This is a genomic window from Novosphingobium sp. NFX11, from assembly GCF_057376415.1.
The window spans coordinates 2,347,827-2,371,199 of sequence record NZ_CP080384.1 but is presented as its reverse complement, the minus strand read 5'-3'; the positions used below and the strand labels follow the sequence as shown (position 1 = coordinate 2,371,199).

Annotated in this window: 14 protein-coding genes and 4 pseudogenes; 10 read left to right on the top strand and 8 right to left on the bottom strand. The window is 66.7% G+C overall.

From position 1 onward, the window contains the following. Positions 1 to 5: 5 nt before the first annotated feature. A pseudogene (locus tag KZO24_RS12180) lies at positions 6 to 1,021 on the bottom strand (LacI family DNA-binding transcriptional regulator). Between the two features lie 144 nt (positions 1,022 to 1,165). After that, positions 1,166 to 3,178 (bottom strand): annotated as a pseudogene (locus KZO24_RS12175) (alpha-glucosidase). A gap of 153 nt (positions 3,179 to 3,331) precedes the next feature. On the opposite strand from KZO24_RS12175, the gene KZO24_RS12170 reads away from it, so the two are divergent. Then, positions 3,332 to 5,647: a TonB-dependent receptor gene (locus KZO24_RS12170; RefSeq protein WP_486486271.1), complete on the top strand. Its 2,316-nt coding sequence runs from the start codon at positions 3,332 to 3,334 to the stop codon at positions 5,645 to 5,647. Positions 5,648 to 6,501: 854 nt separating this feature from the next. On the opposite strand, the gene KZO24_RS12165 is transcribed toward KZO24_RS12170, so the two are convergent. Then, positions 6,502 to 7,635, bottom strand: coding sequence for an MFS transporter (locus KZO24_RS12165; RefSeq protein ID WP_486486270.1), 1,134 nt, complete (start codon positions 7,633 to 7,635; stop codon positions 6,502 to 6,504). Between the two features lie 303 nt (positions 7,636 to 7,938). On the opposite strand from KZO24_RS12165, the gene KZO24_RS12160 reads away from it, so the two are divergent. From KZO24_RS12160 to KZO24_RS12150, 3 genes are read left to right on the top strand one after another with little or no spacing between them, the layout of a single operon-like run. Then, positions 7,939 to 9,006, top strand: coding sequence for a YeiH family protein (locus KZO24_RS12160; RefSeq protein WP_486486269.1), 1,068 nt, complete (start codon positions 7,939 to 7,941; stop codon positions 9,004 to 9,006). An 8-nt stretch (positions 9,007 to 9,014) separates the two neighbouring features. After that, positions 9,015 to 10,475, top strand: coding sequence for a glycerol-3-phosphate dehydrogenase (locus tag KZO24_RS12155; protein WP_486486268.1), 1,461 nt, complete (start codon positions 9,015 to 9,017; stop codon positions 10,473 to 10,475). A 4-nt stretch (positions 10,476 to 10,479) separates the two neighbouring features. Then, positions 10,480 to 11,955, top strand: a complete 1,476-nt coding sequence (locus tag KZO24_RS12150; RefSeq protein WP_486486267.1) for an FGGY family carbohydrate kinase — start codon at positions 10,480 to 10,482, stop codon at positions 11,953 to 11,955. A 287-nt stretch (positions 11,956 to 12,242) separates the two neighbouring features. Here the strand turns inward: KZO24_RS12150 and ahpF are convergent, their stop codons facing one another. The 4 genes from ahpF to aroC all read right to left on the bottom strand — a co-directional run bounded on the left by ahpF (position 12,243) and on the right by aroC (position 16,512). Then, positions 12,243 to 13,841: an alkyl hydroperoxide reductase subunit F gene (gene ahpF / locus KZO24_RS12145; protein WP_486486266.1), complete on the bottom strand. Its 1,599-nt coding sequence runs from the start codon at positions 13,839 to 13,841 to the stop codon at positions 12,243 to 12,245. Positions 13,842 to 13,981: 140 nt separating this feature from the next. Beyond that, on the bottom strand, positions 13,982 to 14,548 hold the full coding sequence (ahpC, locus tag KZO24_RS12140; protein WP_008831739.1) for an alkyl hydroperoxide reductase subunit C: 567 nt from the start codon (positions 14,546 to 14,548) through the stop codon (positions 13,982 to 13,984). 292 nt (positions 14,549 to 14,840) lie between these two features. Continuing rightward, positions 14,841 to 15,299 (bottom strand): YaiI/YqxD family protein, encoded by a 459-nt coding sequence (locus tag KZO24_RS12135; protein WP_271182033.1) that lies wholly within the window; start codon positions 15,297 to 15,299, stop codon positions 14,841 to 14,843. 133 nt (positions 15,300 to 15,432) lie between these two features. Then, the gene (gene aroC / locus KZO24_RS12130; RefSeq protein ID WP_271182032.1) at positions 15,433 to 16,512 is read right to left on the bottom strand and encodes a chorismate synthase; all 1,080 of its coding nucleotides are present in this window, start codon (positions 16,510 to 16,512) and stop codon (positions 15,433 to 15,435) included. A gap of 156 nt (positions 16,513 to 16,668) precedes the next feature. Between aroC and KZO24_RS12125 the strand changes: the two genes are divergently transcribed. The 4 genes and pseudogenes from KZO24_RS12125 to KZO24_RS12110 all read left to right on the top strand — a co-directional run. Further along, the gene (locus KZO24_RS12125; RefSeq protein WP_008830561.1) at positions 16,669 to 16,989 is read left to right on the top strand and encodes an antibiotic biosynthesis monooxygenase family protein; all 321 of its coding nucleotides are present in this window, start codon (positions 16,669 to 16,671) and stop codon (positions 16,987 to 16,989) included. Between the two features lie 111 nt (positions 16,990 to 17,100). After that, positions 17,101 to 17,448 carry an arsenate reductase gene (locus KZO24_RS12120; protein ID WP_486486265.1) on the top strand — a complete coding sequence of 116 codons (348 nt, stop codon included), beginning with the start codon at positions 17,101 to 17,103 and terminating at the stop codon, positions 17,446 to 17,448. 40 nt (positions 17,449 to 17,488) lie between these two features. Beyond that, on the top strand, positions 17,489 to 18,064 hold the full coding sequence (gene pnuC / locus KZO24_RS12115) for a nicotinamide riboside transporter PnuC (RefSeq protein ID WP_008830559.1): 576 nt from the start codon (positions 17,489 to 17,491) through the stop codon (positions 18,062 to 18,064). Then, positions 18,034 to 18,474 (top strand): annotated as a pseudogene (locus KZO24_RS12110) (AAA family ATPase); the annotation flags it as partial. The gene pnuC and the pseudogene KZO24_RS12110, both read left to right, overlap by 31 nt. A gap of 233 nt (positions 18,475 to 18,707) precedes the next feature. Here the strand turns inward: KZO24_RS12110 and ubiG are convergent. Further along, positions 18,708 to 19,457, bottom strand: a complete 750-nt coding sequence (gene ubiG, locus KZO24_RS12105) for a bifunctional 2-polyprenyl-6-hydroxyphenol methylase/3-demethylubiquinol 3-O-methyltransferase UbiG (protein ID WP_271182030.1) — start codon at positions 19,455 to 19,457, stop codon at positions 18,708 to 18,710. An 81-nt stretch (positions 19,458 to 19,538) separates the two neighbouring features. Between ubiG and KZO24_RS12100 the strand changes: the two are divergent. Both KZO24_RS12100 and KZO24_RS12095 read left to right on the top strand, forming a co-directional pair. Then, positions 19,539 to 20,799, top strand: a pseudogene (locus KZO24_RS12100) (aspartate kinase). A gap of 196 nt (positions 20,800 to 20,995) precedes the next feature. After that, positions 20,996 to 23,275 (top strand): glycoside hydrolase family 3 N-terminal domain-containing protein, encoded by a 2,280-nt coding sequence (locus tag KZO24_RS12095; protein WP_486486264.1) that lies wholly within the window; start codon positions 20,996 to 20,998, stop codon positions 23,273 to 23,275. The last annotated feature ends 98 nt before the right edge of the window (positions 23,276 to 23,373 follow it).

Below are 23,373 nucleotides of genomic sequence, written 5' to 3'. Positions count from 1 at the left end.
TCCTGTCAGGAGAGAAGATCGGGATTGATGCGGGCGACCGAGGCACGCTCGATCAGGTCGTGGGGAAGGCGCCGGTGCGTGGCCTGCGCGCCCTCGAGAAGAAGCTGCGTGGCGGCATGCGCCAGTTCGCGCGTGGGCTGACGGATCGTGGTCAGCTGCGGCCAGACCATCCGCGCGACCATGGTGTCGTCGAAGCCGACCACCGAGAGGTCGTCGGGCACGTTGAGCCCCATGTCGTGCGCGACGGACAGCACGCCCGCCGCCATGTCGTCGTTGCTGGCGAAGATCGCGGAGGGGCGGCGCTTGCCCTTGAGGAACCGCTGTGCCGCGGCGACGCCGCTGTCGAAATCGAACTCGCCCGGAGCGATCAGCGCGGGCTCGAACGGCAGCCCCGCGCGGTCTAGCGCGCGGCGGTAGCCGAACAGGCGCTCCTCCGAGGCCATGTGGTTGGAGTGCCCCTTCACGAAGCCGATGTGGCGATGGCCGCGCGCGATGAGGTAGCTGGTCATGTCGTCCGCCGCCTGGGCATCGTCCATGAAGACCGAGGATGTCATCGCATGATTGGTGCCCGGCGAGATGCGCACGAAGGGGATGTCCATACCCTCCAGCGCCTTCAGCACCGGCACGCAGTCGGTCACGGGGAGGAGAGGACGATGCCGTCCACATGCGTCTCGGTGACGAGGCCGCGCACCTGTTCGCCGACCAGCGGGTCCGCCACGTCTACCGGCTGCGCGAGTAGGCGCGAGCCGTTCTGCTGGCAGGCCTCCCAGCACCCCATCTGGATCTGGTTCATGTAATAAGGGCTGTGGTTGTCGTAGATCAGCGCGATCTGGCCCGACTTGGTCCCGGCCAGAATGCGCGCGGCGACGCTCGGCCGGAAGCCGAGTTCCTGCATCGCCTTTTCGACGCGCTCCTTGGTGTCGGTGCTGACGTAGCGGTGCCCGTTCAGCACGCGGCTGACCGTCTTGATCGATACGCCCGCCAGCGCCGAGACGTCCTTGATGTTGGACCGTTCGCTCATGTGCTCTCCCCCATGCACGACGCCGGCATCCCGCCCCACCGTCCGTCATTGCGAGCGAAGCGAAGCAACCCAGGGCGGCGTGCGCACGCGCTGGATTGCCGCGCCCCTGCGGGGCTCGCAATGACGAGAGAGGGGGAGGTGTCGTCATGCCTTCAACGATGCGAAGAGAGGCGCGAACTTGCTGCCGGGCAAGTAGAAAACGGGCGGCTGGCTATAGGGCGCGGCCACGGTATGCGTGCCGGGGGCGAAGTCCTCGCCGGTCCAGAGGTGACGCCACGGTGTGTCGCCGGGCAGGATGACCTCGCGCTGCGTCGCCTCGGCTTCGACGATCGGCGCCACCAGCATGTCGGCACCGTAGAGGTACTGGTCCTGCACGCTGAACAGCGCGTCCTCGAAGTAGTGCAGGAACAGGGGCGCTGCACGGGCAGACCGGTCGCCACTGCCTCGTCGCTGAGGTGGCGGACATAAGGTGTCAGCGCCTTGTGCACGCGCGACATCGAGGCGAACTGGTCCAGCAGTTCCGGGCTCGAATCGATCTGCAGGTTGTCGTCCGGGCGGTTGCCCTCGTGGCTGCGCATCACCGGCGAGAACGCGCCCAGCTCGCACCAGCGCATCATCAGGTCGGCGGTGCGGACATTGCCGTGCAGGCTGGTGTAGCCGCCGACATCGCTGTGCGAATAGGCATTACCGACCAGACCCGCCGAAAGCGCGGCCGTCAGCACGGTGTTGATCCCGTCGTGCCGGGTGAAGTCCACCGACTGGTCGCCCGCCCACAGCAGAGGACAATGCGCCTGCACGCCCGAGAACCCGGCGCGCATGAAGAACACCGCCTCGCCGGTCTTGCCACGCGATGCCACGGCGCGCGCATTCGCTTCGGCCCAGAGGACGGGCCAGCGGTTGTGCATGAGCATCGGATCGCTGCCGTCGTGGAGGCGCAGATCGACCGGCAGGTACTCGCCGAAGTCCGCCATCCAGCCCGAAAGGCCGAAGTCCAGCATCTCGCGGCCGATTACGCGGTCTGCGAACCAGTCGAGCGCGGCGGGGTTGGTGAAGTCCACCACGCCGCAGTCGAACTCGCCGAAATCGACGAGATAGACCGCGTCCGAGTCCTGCCGCAGCGCGAGGTAGCCCAGCGCCTCGGCCTCGGCGTACTGCTTGCCGTCGTTGGCGAGGTAGGGGTTCACGTAGCCGAGGAAGCGCACGCCTTTCTCCGCCACCGCGGCGATGCGGGCGGGCAGTTCGGGATAGCGCGCCTCGTTCCACGACCAGTCCCAGAACAGGCGGCGGCCGAAGCTGGTCTGGCGGATGCCGATCCAGTCCTCGCACCACAGGCCGGAGACTTCGGCGCCCGCGTCCATGATCTTCTCGAGACGCGCGAAGCTGACGTCGCCTTCCTTGAGGCCGACGATGGCGCCGCCGATCGCCCAGTCGGGCAGGGCGGGCTGGCGGCCGAAGCGGCTGGAAAGCGCGCCGACCAGCGCAGGCAGGTCGTCGGCAGCGAAGAATTCGAGGGTGAACGCGCCTTCCCAGACCTCGATCCGGTGGCGCGCGGCATCGGTGAAATCGAGCACCGAATAGGCGCTGCTGCCCAGATGACAGGCCCACAGGCTGGAGGTCAGGAACGTCGGCTGCGGATAATTGGTCCACCAGTAATCGCCGCCGGCCATGCCGTTCTGGTCCATCAGGCGGGTCAGCTCGGTGGACTTGTCGCGGCCCACGCCGGGTTCGCTGGTCCAGATCGGGAAGCGGCGGCCCGAGAGGTCGAGGTAGCTCATCTGCTCCCCGCCGCCCCAGACATGCTCGCCCGGCAGCGCGGCCAGATCGACCCAGACGCGGTCGTAGGCGGGATCGAGCACCGCGATGTTGAGCAGAATCGCCCTTCACCGAAACCCGCAGCATCGGCGCCGCCCCGGCACTGGCCGAAAGGACCAGATCGCCGCCGTCCAGCGCGGCGAAGCCCAACTCCACACGGCCGGTCGGCGCATCGCTGATGGCGAAATTGCCGCGCACCATCTCCACCTCGGCCGCGCCGCGCGCCACCGCGAATGCTGGGCTGCGCGGCGATCCGCGCAGAACCGCGCGGCCAGCCAGAAGGCAGGTGAATCCGTCTTCCCGAACATCGAAAGTCAGCGACACGTTTCCAGTCCCATGAGCCATGTTGTTGTTATTCTGCAGCACGCTCGTCGCCGTCGCACTGTTCCGATATGACAACGCTTGACAGAAATGTTCGACCCAATCAAGAGGGGTGCAATCGACAGGACGACCTGAGGCGCAAACGCTCAGGCTCCGCATAAGCAGGAGGGGAACCATATGATTTCGCACGCCACCACCACGCCCGGAGCGATTCTGGCGCGCACCGCGCTGGCGCTTTCGGCGTCGGCCGTCGCGCTTGTCGCCGCGACTCCGGCCAGCGCGCAGGTCGACGAGATTATCGTTACCGCGCAGAAGGTTCGTCAGAACGTCCAGGACGTGCCGATCGCCATCAGCGCGGTCACCGGAGAGGCCATGGCCCGCGCCGGCGCCAAGAGCCTGGAAGACATCACCTCGATCGTTCCTTCGGTCACCTTCCGCAAGGGCACCACCAACGCCAACAGCGCGATCGTCATGCGCGGCGTCGGCACGATCAGCTTCTCGGTCGCGGCCGAACCCAGTGTGTCCACCGTTGTCGACGGCATCGTGCTGAGCCGTTCGGGCCAGTCGTTCCTCGACCTCGTCGATTTCGACCGCCTCGAAGTGCTGCGCGGGCCGCAGGGCACGCTGTTCGGCAAGAACGCCTCGGCGGGTCTGGTCAACATCGTGTCGAAGGGCGGCACCAGGGACTTCGAGGCCGAGGCCAACGTTTCGGGCACCACCGACGACGAATACCGCGCCAAGATGACCGTCTCCGGCCCGATCTCGGAAAACCTGACCGGCCGCCTGACGGGCTTCTACGGAAACTTCGACGGCAACATCAAGAACACCTACTACGACAAGACCGTCAACGGCTACGAGCACTACGGCGCGCGCGGCCTGATCGACTATGACGGCGAGGGCGGCCGTTTCCGCCTGATCGCGGACTACTTCAAGGCCAACGACGATTGCTGCGCCGAAGTGACCGGCGTGTCGCGCGGCACCGTGATCGACAACGAACTGGGCATCACGCCGCAGGGTGAGGACACCCGCGAGGTCAACCAGAACCTCATCACCCGCTCGCTCGACCGCCAGTACAGCCTGACGATGAGCGCGGACATCGATACTTTCGCCGATCACACGCTGTCGATCGTCACCGGTTATCGCAACTGGAAGAACACCGAAATCCGCGACGGCGACTTCCTGCCGCGCGCGATCGTCGGCACCCCACAGTTGCACGACCGCGGCACCGTCGAGACCGATCAGGTCTCCGCCGAAGTCCGCCTTGCCTCGCCGCAGAACCAGGCGCTGACCTATCAGGTCGGCGGTTTCCTGTGGTATTCCAAGAACACGCAGGACTTCACCCGCAGCGACGTGACCTGCACCATCTCGACCTCGCCGATCGATGCGGCGACGGGCGCGCGGCCGTGCAACCTGGCCGACACCGTCAACACGCACTATGTCTCGGCGACCTCGCGCAGCGACGTCTCGTTCCGCAACTGGGCGCTGTTCGGTCAGGCGACTTACGCCTTCCTGCCGGAACTGCGCCTGACGCTGGGCGGCCGCTACACGCATGACAGCGTCAGCTTCACCCACGTTCGCGGCGCCGCGATCGATGCCGCCACCGGCCTGCCGATGGCGGCTTCGGGCCTGCTGCCTTATGGCGCGGGCGGCACTATCGCCAGCGGCGGCAACGGCACCGATACTTCGCGTGGGGAAACCAGCGCCAACAACTTCTCCGGCAAGGCGGTGCTGCAGTACGACGTCATGGACGACGTGATGGTCTACGGCAGCTACACGCGTGGCTACAAGGGACCGGCGTTCAACGTCTTCTTCAACCACACCGCGCCCAACAACGCCGAACCGATCGATCCCGAGAAGTCGAACAGCTTCGAAGTCGGCTTCAAGAGCCAGTGGTTCGACCGCATCGTGCAGCTGAATGCGGCCGCGTTCCTGGTCGACTACAAGGGCTTCCAGGCGAACAACTTCGTGCTCATCAACGGCGCGACGACCACCAGCCTGACCAACGCCGGTTCGGTGCGCTCGAAGGGCTTCGAGGCCGACCTCACCGTCGCCCCGACCGAGGGCCTGACCTTCCGTGCCAATGCCGCCTATGCCGATGCCAAGGTGCGCAAGTTCAACCCGAACCCGCTGACCAACGCGCCCGACGCGCGTGACGGCACCCGCCTGCCGCTGGCGCCCAAGTTCAGCTACACCATCGGCGCGGACTACGACGTCCCCGTCGGCCCGGTGAAGCTGTACCTGTCGAGCGACTGGCACCATGTTTCGAAGCAGTTCTCGGACCTCGGCGAGAGCGGCGAGATCGATCCCTACGGCATCTGGAACGCCAGCATCGGCGTGTCGGACGCCGAGGACAAGTATCGCCTGACCTTCATGGTCCGCAACATCCTCGACGACAGCTACGTGCTGCTCAACACCACGAACGGCCAGCGCCTGATGATCCCGCGTGACGCGGATCGCTATGCGGGCCTGAACTTGCGGGCGAAGTTCAACTGAGGACGGGCGCAAACGTCCTTCGCTGAATGCTCGCACAAAGAACCCCCGGCGGATCTCCTCCCCGCCGGGGGTTTTTTATTCCTTCCAGTGCCGGGGAGGATGCGCGCGAGTCATCCCTCCAACCCCGTCATCCCAGCGAAGGCTGGGACCGCTGGCCTGTTACGGCCAACTATCGTCAGGACGCCTAGCCGAGGGTTGGGTTTTACGCGGCCAGCGGTCCCAGCCTTCGCTGGGATGACGACGTTGTGCGTGCAGTCAGCGCACGCAAAAATACCCGCTGGCGAGTGCGGGCCATTACGCCGGGGAAATCAACGCGTCCGAAGGTAACATCGGGTCGGCGTCGGGAGCGTCCTCACCGGGACGCGGGGTTTTGTTTTCCGTGAAGCTCTGGCGAGCGGCCGGGTAACTCACGGTGCAGCCCAGCTCGACCTGTATTCCATCGGACTTGTCCCATGTAGCCGTCGTTAGGGCTCGCAGCGTTATCGGCCGATGGTTGTCCGGCGGGGACATCCGGTGTCCTGACGTGTATCTCAGGAGCGGGCGGATGACACTTTCCGGGAACTCAGGGACAGTCCGGGTCTTCGTTTGGGCGCGTAGGTTGCGTAGCCACGGCTTGAAACCGCATCCCGGCCCACGACGCCGACCCGATACACCGGAGCAATGTGATCTGCATCGCTCCGGATGCTGGACCATATAACCTATTTGGCGATAAATGTCAAGGTGGCGTTCAAAAGCCCGTCATCCCAGCGAAGGCTGGGACCGCTGGCCGCGCAATGCCCAACCCTCGTCAACGCGCCCCAACGAAAGCGATCGCCTCAAGCACTGCCAGCGATCCGGCCTTCGCCGGGATGACGTCAACCCTCGGCCGCCGCCAGCTTCGGCTGCATCAGGTGGATGAACGCCGTCGCCACCAGATAGGCCGCGCCGCACACCACGAACAGCGGGCCGTAGCCGAGGCCCGACTTCAGCGACCAGCCCGCGAACTCGATGATCCCGGTCCCGGTCAGGTTCCCCGCCACCGCGCCCAGCGCGATCACCGTGGCCATGCGGCGCGCCGGGATGATCTCGGTCGCCATGCCGAAGATATTGGTCGAGAAGCCCTGATGCGCGAACAGGCCGAGGCCGATGCACACGGCCGCCACCCACGGATTGCTCGCCAGCAGCGCCAGCGGCATCACCAGCACGACGAGGGCATAAGCCAGCATCGAGCCCTTGCGCGCGAGGTTCATCGAGACCCCGCGCAGCAGCAGTGCCGGGTAAAGCGCGCCCGAAGATACCGCGCCGAGCGCCGCGAGGATGAAGATCACCGCGATCGGCCAGCCCAGCTCGCCCTGGCTGAGATTGAACTGGCGCGCGAAGAAATCGGGCGTCCAGAACAGCACGAACCACCAGACGAGATCGGTGAAGGCCTTGGCTCCGATGACCGTCCAACTGCGGCGGTCGGACAGGATCGCTCCCCATTCGACCTTGCCGCGTGTCGTCGCGGCCTGTCCCGCGATGGGCGTCAGCTTCGCGGTGTTGAGCTTCCACAAGGCCAGCCACACAAGGCCCAGCCCGCCGGTGACGAGGAACGCGGCCTTCCATCCGAACGCCATCGCGAAAGGCGGGATGATGAGCGGGGTGAGGATCGCGCCGATGTTGGGCGCGGTGTTGATGATGCCGATGCCGACCGAGCGGCGCGCGGCGGGCAGGTAGATCGCGGCGGTCTTCATCGCGGCGGGGGTGTTGACCGATTCGGCGGTCGCCAGCACGGCACGGGCGATCACGAATTGCTGCACGCTGGCGGCCAGCGCATGGGCCATCCCCGCAAGGCTCCACAAGGCCACGGCGAAACCGTAGGCGAAGCGCACGCCGAAACGATCGACGAACCAGCCCACGCCGAGCAGCGAAGCCGCCGCCGCCAGCTGGAAGATCGAGCCGAGATGCGCGAACTGCTGGTCGTCCCAGTGGAACTCCGCTTCCAGCATCGGCTTGAGCAGCGCCAGCACCTGCCGGTCGACGTAGTTCAGCGCCGTCGCGAAAAAGATCAGCGCGATCAGTATGTTCTGCGCGCGGATAGCGGCGCGGCCGGAGTCGGAGGCTGGGGAGGGGCGTGCTCGGGCACGGCCGTCTGTTGATGGATGGTCATTCTCGCTCTCCCCTATCCCGCCGTTTCGTCGGCGGCAATTCTTCCTGCCCCCTCGCGCAAAGCTCTTGCTCCGCTGCGTGGGTGGTCATAAGGATGGATATGACAACGTAGGACATACGGCAAGCATCTTCGACAGAGAGATGCGGCGAAAGGACGGGGACCAGTGAGCGCAGAACACGCAGGCGACCTTTACGGCGAGATGTTCCTCGCCCAGCTCGACGGCCCCGCCGCGAAGCCGAGCCGTATCGAGATATGGAAGACGCTCTGGCCGGGCCTCGCCATCTGCGGCATCGCCAGCATCGCCGCCGCCTGGCTTTCCGAGCACTACGGCGCGCCGATCATCCTTATGGGCCTGCTGATCGGCCTCGCCCTGAACTTCGTCACCAGCGAGAAGCGCACGCATCCGGGGCTCGATTTCGCCTCCAAGGCCTGCCTGCGCTGGGGCATCGTCGTGCTCGGCACGCAAGTGACGCTGGCGCAGATCGTGGCGCTCGGCCCGGTGCCGTTCCTGGCGCTGCTGATGGTCATGGTCGCCGCGATGGGCGCGGCGCTGCTGGTGGCGCGGGCGACCGGCGCCTCGACCGCGATCGGCATCCTTGCGGGCGGCGCGACGGCGATCTGCGGGGCCTCCGCCGCATTGGCGTTGTTCGGCGTGCTGGGGGCGAAGCGGATCAGTCAGGCGCAGTTCGCGCTGACCCTCGTGGTGATCTCGATGGCGAGCGCGATCGCCATGTCGTTCTATCCGCCGCTCGCAGGGCTGATGCACCTCGACGACCGGCAGGCGGGGTTCCTGATCGGGGCCTCGATCCATGACGTGGCGCAGGCGATCGGCGGCGGCTATGCCTATTCGGATATTGCCGGAAGCTACGCCACCATCGTCAAGCTGAGCCGCGTGGCGCTGCTGGCGCCGATCGTCGCGGTCGTCTCGCTGATGTACACGGACGAGGATGCCGGGGAGCGGCACTGGATCCGGAAACTTGCGATGCCCTGGTTCATTACCCTGTTTCTGGCGGTGGTGGTGCTCAATTCGCTGGTGACGATCCCGGCTTTCGTGGTCCACCTGAACCTGACGCTGTCGAAGACGCTGCTGCTGCTGGCGGTGACGGCCACCGCGATGCGCTCGCGCCTCGATCTGGTGATGCAGATGGGCTGGCGCGCGGCGATGCCGGTGGTGGCGGCGACGCTGGCTTCGCTGGTGGTCGCCACGGCCTTCAGCATGATGATCTTGTGAGTGTGTGAATGACTGAAATCTACAACATCGCGATCATCGGCGGCGGCGTGAACGGCTGCGGCATCGCGCGCGATGCCGCCGGGCGCGGGGCGAAGGTGCTGGTGCTGGAGCAGGGCGATCTGGCCGGCGGCACCTCGTCCGCCTCGACCAAGCTGATCCACGGCGGCCTGCGCTATCTGGAGCACTACGAGTTCGCCCTCGTGCGCGAGGCGCTGACCGAGCGGGAGCGGCTGTGGAAGATCGCCCCGCACATCATCCACCCGATGCGCTTCGTGCTGCCGCATGTGAAGGGCCTGCGCCCGCGCTGGCTGCTGCGTCTCGGCCTGTTTCTCTACGACCACATCGGCGGCCGCAAGGCGCTGCCCGCGACCGAGAGCATCGACCTGCACCGGCACCCGGCGGGCAAACCGCTCAAGCCGGGGTTCGGCAAGGCTTTCGTCTATTCCGACGGTTGGGTGGACGATGCGCGGCTGGTGGTGCTCAACGCCCGCGACGCGGCGGACCGGGGCGCGACGATCCTCACCCGCACCGGCGTGGAGAAGCTGGAGCGCGACGGCGGCGTCTGGACCATCTCCACGTCCGGCGGCACCTTCCGCGCCAAGGCGGTGGTGAACGCGGCCGGCCCCTCGGTGCTCGACCTCGTCGGCCGCGCCGGTGAGCGCACCAAGCGCGCGATGCGGCTGGTACGCGGCTCGCACATCGTGGTGCCGCGCCTGTTCGAGCATCCTTACGCCTACTTCTTCCAGATCCCCGACGGGCGCATCTTCTTCGCGATCCCCTACCAGCACGACTTCACCCTGATCGGCACCACCGACCGCGACCACACCGGCCCGCTGAGCGAGGTGAAGGCGAGCGACGAGGAAATCGCCTATTTGTGCGAGGCGGCCAACGCCTACTTCGCCAAGTCGATCACCCCCGCCGATGTGGTGTGGACCTACTCCGGCGTGCGCCCGCTGGTGGACGACGGTTCCGGCAAGCCCGAGGCGGCGACGCGCGGCTACGACTTCGACCTCGATCTGGACGGGGAGGGCGGCACGCCGTTCCTCTCGGTGTTCGGCGGCAAGATCACGACGTATCGCCATCTCGCCAAGGATGCGGTGGAGAAGCTGCAGCCGCTGGTCCCGGCGCTGTCCGGCAAGGACTGGACCGCCACCGCGCCGCTGCCCGGCGGCGACTTCGCGATGGGCGCGATCGATGCGCTGAAGGCCGACCTCGCGCGCGAATACCCGCGTCTCGATGCGGCGACGCTGGACCGCGTGGCGCGCGCCTATGGCACGAAGGCGCGGGAATGGCTGGCGGTGGACCCCGGCGAGGACTTCGGCCACGGCCTGACCGGCGCGGAAGTCGATTACCTGAAGGCCAACGAATGGGCGCGCACGGCCGAGGATGTGCTGTGGCGTCGCACGAAGCTGGGCCTCCGGCTCGACGCGGCACAAGCCGCGCGACTGAAAACATACATGGGTGAGTGAGCACGTGAACGGCGAACACATTCTGGTCCTCGACGAAGGGACCACCTCGACCCGCGCGATCGTCTACGGCGCGGACGGCAGGGTCCTGCACGTCGCGCAGCAGGAACTGACACAGCATTATCCCGCCCCCGGCCGCGTCGAGCACGATGCCGCCGAGATATGGGACAAGACCCTCGCCTGCGCGCGCGAGGTCATCGCCAAGGTCGGCGGGGCAGGGCGCATCGCCGCGCTCGGCATCACCAACCAGCGCGAGACGGTGGTGGCCTGGGACCGCCAGACCGGCGAGCCGATCACCCGCGCCATCGTCTGGCAGGACCGCCGCACCGCCGAGATGTGCGCCTCGCTGCGGGATGGCGCGCACGAGGTCAAGCTGCAGGAGCGGACGGGCCTCGTCGTCGATCCCTATTTCTCCGGCACCAAGATGCGCTGGATGCTCGACAATGTGCCCGAGGCGCGCGCCTTGGGCGAGCGGCTGGCGCTGGGCACGGTGGAGAGCTGGCTGGTCTGGAAGTTGACCGGGGGCTTGCATGTCACCGATGCCAGCAACGCCAGCCGTACGCAGTTGATGGCGCTCGACGGCGCGGACTGGGATGACGACCTGCTCGGCCTGTTCGGGGTGCCGCGCGGTGCGCTGGGCCGGATCGTCGATACGGCGGGGACGGTGGGCACTTGCGATCCCGAACTGCTCGGCGCGCCGATACCGATCAGCGGGCTTGCGGGCGACCAGCAGGCGGCGACGATCGGCCAGCACTGCCTCAAGGCGGGTCAGACCAAGGCGACCTTCGGCACCGGCGCCTTCATCCTCACCAACATGGGCGAGACTTTGCCGCGTTCCTCGCACCGGCTGCTCGGCACGGTGCTGTGCCAGCAGGACGGGCGGCGGACTTATGCGCTGGAGGGCTCGATCTTCGTGGCGGGGAGCCTCATCAAGTGGCTGCGCGACGAACTCGGCGTGATCCGGACGGCGGCGGAGAGCGAGACGCTCGCCCGCGCGGTGGCGGACAATGGCGGGGTGCTGTTCCTGCCTGCGCTGGCAGGGCTGGGCGCGCCGCACTGGCAGCCGGATGCCAAGGGTGTCGTCACCGGGCTCACGCAAGGGACCAGCCGGGCGCATATCGTGCGCGCGGCGATGGAATCGATGGCGCACCAGTGCCACGACCTGCAGGCTGCCTTCGCCGCCGACGGCGCGGCCTGGACCTCGCTGCGCATCGATGGCGGGATGAGCGCGAACGACTGGATGGCGCAGGATCTGGCCGACGTGCTCGCGCTGCCCGTGGAGCGGCCTGCGGATATCGAGACGACCGCTCTGGGCGCGGCGATGCTGGCGGGGGTCGGGGTTGGCCTCCATGCCTCGCTGGAGGACGCGGTGGCGATGGGCAGCGCGTCGAAGCGGTTCGCGCCGGATATGGACGCGGCGGTGCGCTCGGGGCGTATCGCGATGTGGGAGGCGGGGCTGAAGCGGCATATCGACGGGGTTTGAGCGCTTGCCTTTCTCTTAATCAGTCATTCCCGCGAAGGCGGGAACCCATCTGCTGACGGCGCCTGTTGAACCGGCATCAGTTGGGTCCCCGCCTTCGCGGGGATGACGGGGTTTTGGAAGCAAGCGTGTGCGCTGCTCGTGGGGCTTCGACAAGCTCAGCCTGGGCGGGGTTAGAGGTGTTCTCTCAATTCCGCTCAGGCTGAGCTTGTCGAAGCCCCATCCGCCCACGAAAAACGGGCGGGAATCTTGCGATCCCCGCCCGCCTCTCGTTATAGCTTCAGCGTCGTTCAGGCTGCTTGCGCCGCCTGCGCGATCTCCTCGGGAGCCTCGTTGCGGATCAGGTAATCGAACGCGGACAACGCCGCCTTCGAACCCTCGCCCATGGCGATGATGATCTGCTTGTACGGCACCGTGGTCACGTCGCCCGCCGCGAACACGCCGGGCAGGTTGGTTGCGGCCTTCTCGTCGATGACGATCTCGCCGCGCGCCGTCAGTTCGACGCCGGAGTCCTTCAGCCATTCGGTGTTGGGCACCAGCCCGATCTGGACGAACACGCCTTCCAGTTCGACCTTGCGCTCCTGGCCCGAATTGCGGTCCTTGTAGACCAGCGCGTTGACCTTTTCGCCGTCGCCTTCGACCTCGGTGGTCTGGGCGCTGGTGAAGATATCGACGTTCTTCATCGACTTGAGCTTGTCGACCAGAACCTGATCGGCGCGCAGTTTGGCGTCGAACTCGATCAGGGTGACGTGGCCGACGATGTTGGCCAGGTCGATCGCCGCTTCGACGCCCGAGTTGCCGCCGCCGATCACCGCCACGCGCTTGCCCTTGAACAGCGGGCCGTCACAGTGCGGGCAATAGGCCACGCCCTTGTTCTTGTACTCGGCCTCACCCGGAACGCCGAGGTTCCGCCAGCGCGCGCCGGTAGTCAGCACCACCGAGCGGGCCTTCAGCGAAGCGCCGTTGGCGAACACGACTTCGTGATAGCCGCCCACTTCGCTCGCCGGGATCAGCTTTTCGGCGCGCTGCAGGTTCATCACGTCGATGTCGTATTCAGCGACGTGCGATTCCAGCGCGGCGGCGAGCTTGGGGCCTTCGGTGTAGGGGACCGAGATGAAGTTCTCGATGCCCATGGTGTCCTGCACCTGACCGCCGAAACGCTCGGCCGCGATGCCGGTGCTGAAACCCTTGCGCGCGGTGTAGACCGAGGCTGCGGCACCAGCGGGACCACCGCCGACGACGAGCACCTCGAAAGGCTTCTTCTCGGCCAGCTTGGCGGCGGCCTTGGCGTCGGCGCCGCTGTCGAGCTTGCCGAGGATTTCCTCGATGCTCATCTTGCCCGAACCCCACATCGCACCGTTCAGGAAGACGGCGGGCACGGCCATCACGCCGCGCTCCTCGACTTCGGCCTGGAACGTGCCGCCTTCGATCAGGGTCACGTCGGCGTGCGGGTTGTTGAGCGCGATCAGCGTCAGCGCCTGCACCACGTCGGGGCAGTTGTGGCACGAGAGCGAGAAGTACATCTCGAACGTCAGCGAGCCTTCGAGCGCGCGTGCCTGCTCCAGAACTTCGTCCGAGACCTTGGGCGGGTGGCCGCCGGTCCACAGCAGGGCGAGGACGAGCGACGTGAATTCATGGCCGAGCGGCAGTCCGGCGAAGCGCACCCAGGCGCTGGCGTCGCTGGCGCGGCGGATGATGAAACTGGGGCGGCGTGCATCGTCGCCGTCGAAAGTGGCGGTGACCTTGTCCGAGAGCGAGGCGATGGTGGTCAGCAGCTCGCGGGTCTCGGTGGACTTCGCGTCATCGCCAAGCGAGGCGACCAGCTCGATCGGCTCGCGCAGCATGCCGAGGTATTGCGAGAGCTGTTGCTTCAGGTTGGCGTCGAGCATGTCATTGGTCCTTTGGGATTTCGTTGTGAACGGGGCGGGCCGGGGTCCGGATCCGCGAAGGGCGCACAGGGTGCGGCTCCGGGAGAGGGAACCCCGGGCCGCACACCGTCAGTACGCGACCCTAAGGTGTCGCGTTAGTCTTAGATCTTGCCGACGAGGTCGAGCGAGGGAGCAAGCGTTGCTTCGCCTTCTTCCCACTTGGCCGGGCAGACCTGGCCGGGGTGCTCGCGCCAGTACTTGGCGGCCTTGATCTTGCGGACCAGTTCCTTGGCGTTGCGGCCCACGCCCTCGGGGGTGATTTCGACCAGCTGGATCACGCCGTCCGGATCGACAACGAAGGTCGCGCGGTCAGCCAGGCCGACGCCTTCGCGCAGCACGCCGAAGTTGTTGGCAAGGTTGTGGTTCTGGTCGCCGAGGAAGGCGTAGGTGCACTTGCCGATGGCGTCCGAGGTGTCGTGCCATGCCTTGTGGCTGAAGTGCGTGTCGGTCGAAACGCCGAACACTTCGACGCCGAGGCCCTGAAGCGTGGCGTATTCACCGGCGAGGTCTTCCAGCTCGGTCGGGCACACGAAGGTGAAGTCCGCCGGGTAGAAGAAGAACACGGCCCACTTGCCCGCGATGTCGCCTTCGGTGACGTCGAAGAAGTCCTTACCGGCTTGGAAGGCGGTGTTCTTGAACGGCTTGATGGTGCTGCCGACGATACCCATGGATGTAGTTCCCTCAGTTGGGTGGTTGAAACTGGTGAAGCTCAGATAGGCCGGGGGTGTGACGATTGTAAGCACGATGATCCGATTGGGCTCATCGGTTCAGGCGATCAATCGGAGATGGATTGTGCGGGTCTGTCGATGAGATGTGGAAAGCATCGTACCGGTCTGGCCAACTCTCCTTCATCCTCATTGCGAGCGAAGCGAAGCAATCCAGGGCGGTGTAGGGCCGCCCTGGATTGCTTCGCTTCGCTCGCAATGACGAACTGGGGTTGAAGGCGTCAGCGGTCCCGGATCAAGTCCGGGACGACGACCTCAGCAACCGTACCAGCACTTCGTCCAGCGCCGAGAGGAACCGCGAGCGGTCCTGCTTCGCGAACGGCGGCGGCCCGCCGATGATGTCTCCGCCCGCGCGCAAGTCCGCCATGATCGCGCGGGTGGCGATGGCGCTGCCGATCGAACTGGTGGTGAAAGGCTTGCCGTTGGGAGCAACCACGCTGGCGCCCAGCTTGAGGCAGCGGTCGGCCAGGAGGATATCGGCGGTGATCACCACCGTTGCGGCGTCAGTATTCTCCACGATCCAGTCGTCCGCCGCGTCGAAGGCGTCGCTGACCACCTTGCGGGAAATCAGCGCACTTTGCGGGACGCGGATCGCGCTGTTGCTGACGACGACGACGGGCACCTTGTGGCGGGCGGCGACCTTGTAGGTCTCCTCCTTCACCGGGCAGGCGTCGGCGTCGATCAGGATGCGCATGCAAATCCTCCCTGAGCTTGCTCGGGGAGGGGGACCGCCCACGTAGCGGGTGGTGGAGGGGGAGACGACCCCTCCGTCAGCCCTGCGGGCTGCCACCTCCCCATTGCTTCGCAACAGGGAGGATTCGGCCCACTCAACCGCACTGCCCGCGGTGGAGCAACTTGTGATCGGCCAGCACCAGCGCCATCATCGCCTCGACCACCGGCACGCCGCGGATGCCGACGCAGGGGTCGTGGCGGCCCTTGGTGAACATCTCGGTCGCCTCGCCGGAGCGGTTGATGGTCGCTTGCGGGGTGAGGATCGAACTGGTCGGCTTGAACGCCACGCGGCAGGTCACCGGCTGGCCGGTGGAGATGCCGCCCGCGATGCCGCCCGCGTGGTTCGCCAGAAACTCCGGCGCGCCGTCCGGCCCTTCGGCATTCGGGCGCATCGGGTCGGCGTTCTGCTCGCCGGAGAGGCGTGCGGCCGCAAAGCCGTCGCCGATCTCGACGCCCTTGACCGCGTTGATGCCCATCATCGCCGCCGCGAGGTCGGCGTCGAGCTTGGCGTAGAGCGGGGCGCCCCAGCCTGCGGGCACGCCGCTGGCATAGCATTCCACCACCGCGCCGACCGACGAACCGCTCTTGCGCGCGTCATCGACGATCTTCTCCCAGCGCGCCGCAGCGGCCGCGTCGGGGCAGAAGAACGGGTTGTTGGCGATCTCGGCTTCGTCGAACTTGCCCGGATCGATCATGTCGCCGCCGATCTCGGAGACGTAGGCGAGGATCTTCACTTCGGGGATCACCAGCCGCGCCACCGCGCCCGCCGCCACGCGGCTGGCGGTCTCGCGCGCCGAGGAGCGCCCGCCGCCGCGATAGTCGCGGAAGCCGTACTTGGCGTCGTAGGCGTAGTCGGCATGGCCGGGGCGATAGGCGACGGCGACCTCGGAATAGTCCTTGGAGCGCTGGTCGACGTTCTCGATCATCAGGCTGATCGGGGTGCCTGTCGTCCTGCCTTCGAAAACGCCCGAGAGGATGCGGACCTGGTCCGGCTCCTGCCGCTGCGTGGTGAACTTCGACTGGCCGGGACGGCGCGCGTCGAGGAAGGGCTGGATCACGCCCTCGTCGATGGCGAGGCCCGGCGGGCACCCGTCGACGACGGCGCCGATGGCGGGTCCGTGGCTCTCACCCCAGGTGGTGAAGCGGAAGAGGCGGCCGAAGCTGTTCATGCTCATGGTGCCTCGCGCCTTGTCGGGAATCGCGCGATTTGTCCAGTGGAGCGCTGATTGTGGTCGAAGCGGCTGCGATCTTCCCGAAGCGGGACAAATCGCAAGTCACAATGGCGCTTTTGATCACTTGTACAACCGATTGCGGCGATGCAGGGAGCGCAAATGTTCCTTGTCCTTTTCCGCAACCGCAAGCGCGCCGACATCGACGTTGACGCTTATATCCACGACGCCGTCGCCATGGAGGCGATGGCCGCCGAGCAGCCGGGATTCCTGTTGTTCCGCAGCTATACGGCGGACGACGGCGAAGTGCTGTCGATGTCGGAATGGGAGAGCGCGGAGCACGCCGCCGCCTGGGCGCGCAATGCCGAGCATCTCATGGTCCAGCGTCGCGGCATGAAGGAATATTACGAGAGCTACACGCTCTACACGTGCGACATGCCCAAGGTGCAGCGCTTCGACATGAAGGCAAGGCTGCCGGGCTGATCGGCCCCATGTTCTTGCCGGTATGCATCGCGCGCGGCTTGGTGTATCGCCGCGCGTGAAGCAGGCTCCTTACCGTAACTTGTGCCTGCGTTTCAGGGCGATAGGTACGGCATGGCGATCGAGTTCTACGGCATCCCCAACTGCGACACGGTGAAGAAGGCGCGTGTCTGGCTTGACGCGAAGGGGATCGCGTACACGTTCCACGACTACAAGAAGGAAGGCGCGGACCCGGAAAAGTTCGCGGCGTGGATCGACGCCGCCGGGCTCGACAAGGTGCTGAACCGCGCCGGGACCACCTTCCGCAAGCTGCCCGATGCCGACAAGGCCGACCTCGACGCCGAGAAGGCGACTGCGCTGATGGCCGCCAATCCCAGCATGATCAAGCGGCCTGTGGTGGAATATCCCGGCGGCATCCTCGTCGGCTTCAAGGAGCCGGAATGGGCGGCGGCGTTCGTCTGAGCGGGGGCCTGATTCGGGGACTGTTTCGGGGGCCGGGGCAATGAACACCGTCGAATGGATCGCGGCCGCGCTCGGTCTTGCCAACATTGCGCTGCTGGTGCGGCGCAGCGTGTGGAACTATCCGTTCGGCATGGCCATGGTTGCGCTCTATGTCGCCGTGTTCTTCGAGGCGAAGCTCTACGGAGAGGCGGGGCTGCAGGTCTTCTTCTTCGTGGCGCAGGGGTGGAGCTGGGTGCTCTGGCTGCGCGCGGCGAAGACCGGCGGCGAGGGCGACGACCGCGTGCCCGTTCGCCTGCTGAGCAACCTCAGCCGCGTCGTCTGGCTGACGGCGACGGCGGCGCTGGCGCTCAACCTCGGCTGGGTGATGCACCGCTTTACCGACGCCTCGCTGCCTTACGCCGACACCGCGATTGCCGGGGCCAGCATCGCCGCGCAGATCCTGCTCGCGTTTCGCCGCATCGAGAACTGGGTCTTGTGGATCGCCGTCGATATCGCGTCCATCGCAGTCTACGTTCACAAGGACTTGTGGGCGACGGCGGGGCTTTACGTCGTATTTCTCCTGATGTCGGTGCTGGCCTTGCGGGAATGGATCGTCGCCTACAGGACGCAGGCATGAAGACCGTCTGCCTCCACGGCGCCGAGAGCACCGGCAAGTCGGTGCTGTGCGAGCGCCTGCTCGTCACGCGCGGCTGGCCTTTTGTGCCGGAGTATGGCCGCACCTATTGCGAAGAGAACGGCATCGACCTGACGATGACCGACCTTCTCGTCATCGCCGAGGGGCAGGCCCGGCACAATCGCCGGGCGCTGTCTGACGATGACGGTGCGCCGGTCCTGTTGTTCGACACCGACCAGCTGATGACCGCCGCCTGGGCGCAGATGCTGTTCGGCGAAGTGCCCGAAGCCCTGCTGGCCTATCCCAAGGCCGACCTCTACCTGCTGTTCGAGCCCGATGTGCCCTGGCAGGAGGACGGCACCCGCTTTTTCGGGACCGATGACACCCGCGCCCGCTTCGCCGCGCTGGCCGAGGACATGCTGGTGCGTGCCGGGGTGACCTTCGTGCGCATCGCCGGAACCTGGGCCGAGCGTGAGGCGAAGGCCGTGGCGGCGATCGAGGGGTGCTGGGGTAAGGTCCCCAAATCCTCCCTGTCGCGAAGCGATGGGGAGGGGGACCGCTCGCGTAGCGAGTGGTGGAGGGGAGAAGCCCCTCCGTCAGCCCTGCGGGCTGCCACCTCCCCATTCCTTCGGAACAGGGAGGATGCTTACTTCTTCCGCGCCGTCGCGATGAAGTTCAGCGCCAGATCGTCTGACAGGTGCAGCCCCTTGAGCGGCGACCATGCGATCCCGCGCGGCGTACCCAGTTCCAGCCCGGCGCCATCCGCAAGCTCGCGCAGTTCCTCAGGCGTCACGAACTGGCTCCATTCGTGCGTTCCCTTCGGCACATGGCCGAGCCGCTCCGCCGCCTCCACCAGCAGCACGCGCGAGCGGGCGGTGCGGTTAGGGCACGATAGGATCATCAACCCGTCGTCCGCCAACGCAGCGGACAGGTCACCGATGAAGGTGGCCTTGTCGGTGACATGCTCGATCACTTCCAGCGAGCAGACGAGGTCGTAGCCCGTCAGGCCCAGCGATCCCAGTTCGCCCGCGCGGTAGTCGATCGCCAGCCCGCCCGCCTCGGCATGGGCGCGCGCGGCGGCGGCGTTTTCGGGTGCGGCGTCCACGCCCGTCACCGCCGCGCCCATGCGCGCCAGCGGCTCGCACAGCAGCCCCGCGCCGCATCCGGCGTCGAGCGCGCGCTTGCCCGCCAGCGGCCTGAGCCCGCGCGAATCGGTGCCGAAATGTCCGTCGATCGCCTCGCGGATGAAGCCCAGGCGCACCGGGTTCAGCTTGTGCAGCATCGCCGAAGTGCCCTTCGGATCCCACCACTCGGCGGCGAGGGCGCCGAAGTGCGCGGCCTCCTTCGGATCGATTGTTGCGCGCGAAGCGGGAAGAGAGGCAGTTGCATTGTCCATGATCCCCCTAACAGCGCCGCCGACTCTTATCCACACTCGCGCACTCCGCGCGGGTCTTTTACGCAGGGGAGCAACGGCGCCTTGGCACGTATCGTGATGAAATTCGGCGGCACTTCCATGGCCGGGTCCGAGCGCATCCGGCGCGTGGCGGGTATCGTCAAACGCCAGCAGGAAGCCGGGCACGAAGTGGCCGTGGTCGTCTCCGCGATGGCGGGCGAGACCGACCGCCTCGTCAACTTCTGCCGTGAAGCCGATGCGCTCTACGATCCGGCCGAATACGACGTCGTGGTCGCCTCGGGCGAGCAGGTCACGTCCGGCCTGCTGGCGCTGACGCTGCAGTCGATGGGCTGCAAGGCGCGCTCGTGGCTGGGCTGGCAGGTGCCGATCAAGACCGACGACGCCCACGCCAAGGCCCGCATCGAGGATATCGACGCCGAGGCGCTGATCGCCTCGATGGCATCGGGCCAGATCGCGGTGATCCCGGGCTTTCAGGGTGTCTCGCCGGAAAATCGCGTGACCACGCTGGGGCGCGGCGGCTCGGATACTTCGGCGGTGGCCGTGGCGGCGGCGGTGAAGGCCGACCGCTGCGACATCTACACCGACGTCGACGGCGTCTACACCACCGACCCGCGCATCGTCGCCAAGGCGCGCAAGCTGCCACTGGTGACTTATGAGGAAATGCTGGAACTGGCCTCGGTCGGCTCCAAGGTGCTGCAGACCCGCTCGGTCTCCCTCGCCATGAAGGAGAACGTGCGCGTGCAGGTGCTGTCCTCGTTCATCGACGAGAACGCGCCCGCCGCCGATACCATCCCCGGAACCCTGATCGTCAGTGACGAAGAGCTTGAAGGAAGCGACATGGAACGCCAGCTGATCACCGGCATCGCCGCCGACAAGAACGAAGCCAAGATCACCCTGACCCGCATCGCCGACCGTCCGGGCGCGGTGGCGTCGATCTTCGCGCCGCTCGCGGATTCTGAACATCAACGTCGACATGATCATCCAGAACGTCGCCAAGGACAAAGGCGAGACCGACGTGACCTTCACGGTCCCGCAGGCCGATCTCGCCCGCGCGCAGGCGCTGCTGGAAGAGCGCAAGGAGGCCATCGGCTACTACCGCATGATCGCCGAGGGCAATGTGGCGAAGATCAGCGTCGTAGGCGTGGGCATGCGCAGCCACGCGGGCGTCGCGGCGACAATGTTCAAGACGCTGGCCGATCGCGGCATCAACATCATCGCCATCTCGACCAGCGAGATCAAGGTCTCGGTCCTGATCGACACCGATGAGACCGAACTGGCCGTGCGCGTGCTGCACACCGCTTACGGGCTCGACGCGGCCGCCTGATCGCGGCGCTCTCGCGTACCGGCGAAGGATTAGAGAAAGGCGGCGCGGCAAGCGCCGCCTTTTTCGTTTCCGCTATCCGCGCGTCGGATACAGCGCTGTCAAATACGCGAAACCGCGATATGGCACGTGCACAAGTATGCTGATCAGCATTCCAACGGAGTAATCGACCTTGCGCCTTTCCCGAATGGTACTCGCCTTGGCCCTGACGTCGTCGCTGGCTCCACTTGCGGCTGCACCAGTCGTTGCCAAAGAGGCGAAAGTCGTCACCGAGGCCGAGGCACGGTCGCGCGCGGAGGCGATGCTGAAACGGATGACGCTGGAGGAGAAGGCGGGCCAGCTCGTCCAGTACTTCGACTTCGGCGGGGCTACCGTGGCAAATCCGAAGGCGACGGCGGTGAACATCGACGCCGCGATCGCGAAGGGGCAGGTCGGCTCGATGCTGTTCGTCACCGACCCGGTCCGCATCAACGCGCTGCAGGAACTGGCGGTGAAGAAGACCCGCCTCGGCATTCCGCTGCTGATCGGCTACGACGTGATCCACGGGTTGCACACGATCATGCCGGTGCCGATCGCGATGGCCGCGTCGTGGGACCCGGCGACGGCCGAGCGCGGCCAGGCCGTCGCGGCCTCGGAAGCGCGCGCGGTGGGCATCAACTGGACCTTCGCGCCGATGGTGGACATCACCATGGACCCGCGCTGGGGCCGCATGGTCGAGGGCGCGGGCGAGGACCCGGTGCTCGGCGCGGCGATGGCGGCGGCGCAAGTGCGCGGCTTCCAGGGCGGTGCCATCGGCACGCCGGGGCATGTGCTGTCCGGCCCCAAGCATTTCGTCGGCTACGGCGCCTCCTTCGGCGGGCGTGACTACGACGAGGTGGACTTGTCGGAGAGCCAGCTGCGCAACACCTACCTGCCGCCGTTCAAGGCCGCGCTCGATGCCGGCGCGGGCAACATCATGAGCGCCTACATGGGCCTCAACGGCGTTCCGGCGGCGGCGAACACGTGGCTGCTGACCGATGTGTTGCGCAAGGAATGGGGCTTCAAGGGCTTCGTGGTGAGCGATGCCAACGGCGTCGATCTGCTGGAGAAGCAGGGCATGGCGGGCAGCCCGAAGCAGGCCGCCGTGCGCGCGCTGGAGGCGGGCATGGACCTTGCGATGACGGTGCCGAGCAACCCCTCACCGATGCTGTCGCTGATCGACGCGGTGAAGAACGGCGAAGTGGCCGAAAGCGCGCTCGACGGCCCGGTGCTGCGTCTGCTCGAGGCCAAGTATCGCCTTGGCCTGTTCGACAAGCCTTATGTCGATCCCAAGGCGGTGCCCAGGACCTTCGACGATCCCGCCCACCGCGAAGTCGCACGGATCGCGGCCGAGCGGTCGGCGGTGCTGCTGGCCAATGCGGGTGGGCTGCTGCCGCTGGACCGCAGCAAGCTCAAGTCGGTGGCGGTGATCGGGCCGCTCGGCGATGCGGGCCACGACATGCTCGGCCCCTGGGTGTTCTCCTCCAACAAGCCGGAGGGCGTCAGCGTCCTTGCGGGCCTGCGCGCCAAGCTGGGCGCGGGCGTGAAGGTCGAATATGCGACCGGAACGGCATGGCCGACCCGCAAGAACCCCTCCTTCTTCGACGCGATGAACAAGCCCGGCGAGCATCCCGCGATCGACGAGAAGGCGGAACTGGCCAGGGCGATCGCGCTTGCGAAGCAGTCGGACGTCGCGGTCATGGTGCTGGGCGAGGCGCAGAACATGGCGGGCGAATTCGCCTCGCGATCGGACCTGAAGTTGCCGGGCCGTCAGCAGGAACTGCTCGACGCGGTGATCGCCACGGGAAAGCCGGTCGTCGTAGTGCTGGTCAACGGCCGTCCGCTCAGCCTCGGCGATGCGAAGCCCGGCGCGGTGCTGGAGGCGTGGTATCCCGGCTCCGAGGGCGGCAATGCCGTCGCCAACCTGCTGCTCGGCGATGTCAATCCCGGCGGCAAGCTGCCCTTCAGCTGGATTCGCAGCGCTGCCCAGGCGCCTTACACGTATGCCTACCTGCCCTCGCACCAGCCCGGAAGCGCCGACAAGCGCTACTGGAACGAGGACAATTCGCCGACCTGGCCCTTCGGTCATGGCCTGAGCTACACCACGTTCGCTTACGGCAAGCTGGCGGTGGACCGCGCCTCGGTGAAGCTGGGCGAGCCGGTCACGGTGTCGTTCGACCTCACCAACACCGGCAAGCGTGCGGGCGACGAGGTGGCGCAGCTCTACATCCACCAGCGCGTGGGCACGTCCTCGCGTCCGGTGCGCCAGCTCAAGAAGTTCGCCCGCGTCGCCCTCGCGCCGGGCGAGACGAAGCATATGCAGTTCACCCTGACGGCCGACGACCTACGCTACTGGAGCGCGGCGACCAAGGGCTGGGTGCAGGACGACAGCGCGTTCGACGTGTGGGTCGGCGGCGATTCGAAGGCTGACATGGCGACGACGTTCACGGTGGCGAAGTAGGACACCGACCCTTTGACAGTCATTCCCGCGAAGGCGGGAACCCATCTCCGGTTCTCTCGTGTTGCACGGTCATCAGATGGGGCCCCGCCTTCGCGGGG

Coding starts and splice junctions, on each gene's coding strand:
- ahpF (WP_486486266.1), bottom strand. CDS start 13,841: ATGCTCGACGCCAACCTGAAGCAACAGCTCTCGCAATACCTCGGCATG.
- KZO24_RS12170 (WP_486486271.1), top strand. CDS start 3,332: ATGATTTCGCACGCCACCACCACGCCCGGAGCGATTCTGGCGCGCACC.
- KZO24_RS12135 (WP_271182033.1), bottom strand. CDS start 15,299: ATGCGCATCCTGATCGACGCCGACGCCTGCCCGGTGAAGGAGGAGACC.
- KZO24_RS12120 (WP_486486265.1), top strand. CDS start 17,101: ATGGCGATCGAGTTCTACGGCATCCCCAACTGCGACACGGTGAAGAAG.
- KZO24_RS12155 (WP_486486268.1), top strand. CDS start 9,015: ATGACTGAAATCTACAACATCGCGATCATCGGCGGCGGCGTGAACGGC.
- ubiG (WP_271182030.1), bottom strand. CDS start 19,457: ATGGACAATGCAACTGCCTCTCTTCCCGCTTCGCGCGCAACAATCGAT.
- aroC (WP_271182032.1), bottom strand. CDS start 16,512: ATGAGCATGAACAGCTTCGGCCGCCTCTTCCGCTTCACCACCTGGGGT.
- KZO24_RS12125 (WP_008830561.1), top strand. CDS start 16,669: ATGTTCCTTGTCCTTTTCCGCAACCGCAAGCGCGCCGACATCGACGTT.
- ahpC (WP_008831739.1), bottom strand. CDS start 14,548: ATGGGTATCGTCGGCAGCACCATCAAGCCGTTCAAGAACACCGCCTTC.
- pnuC (WP_008830559.1), top strand. CDS start 17,489: ATGAACACCGTCGAATGGATCGCGGCCGCGCTCGGTCTTGCCAACATT.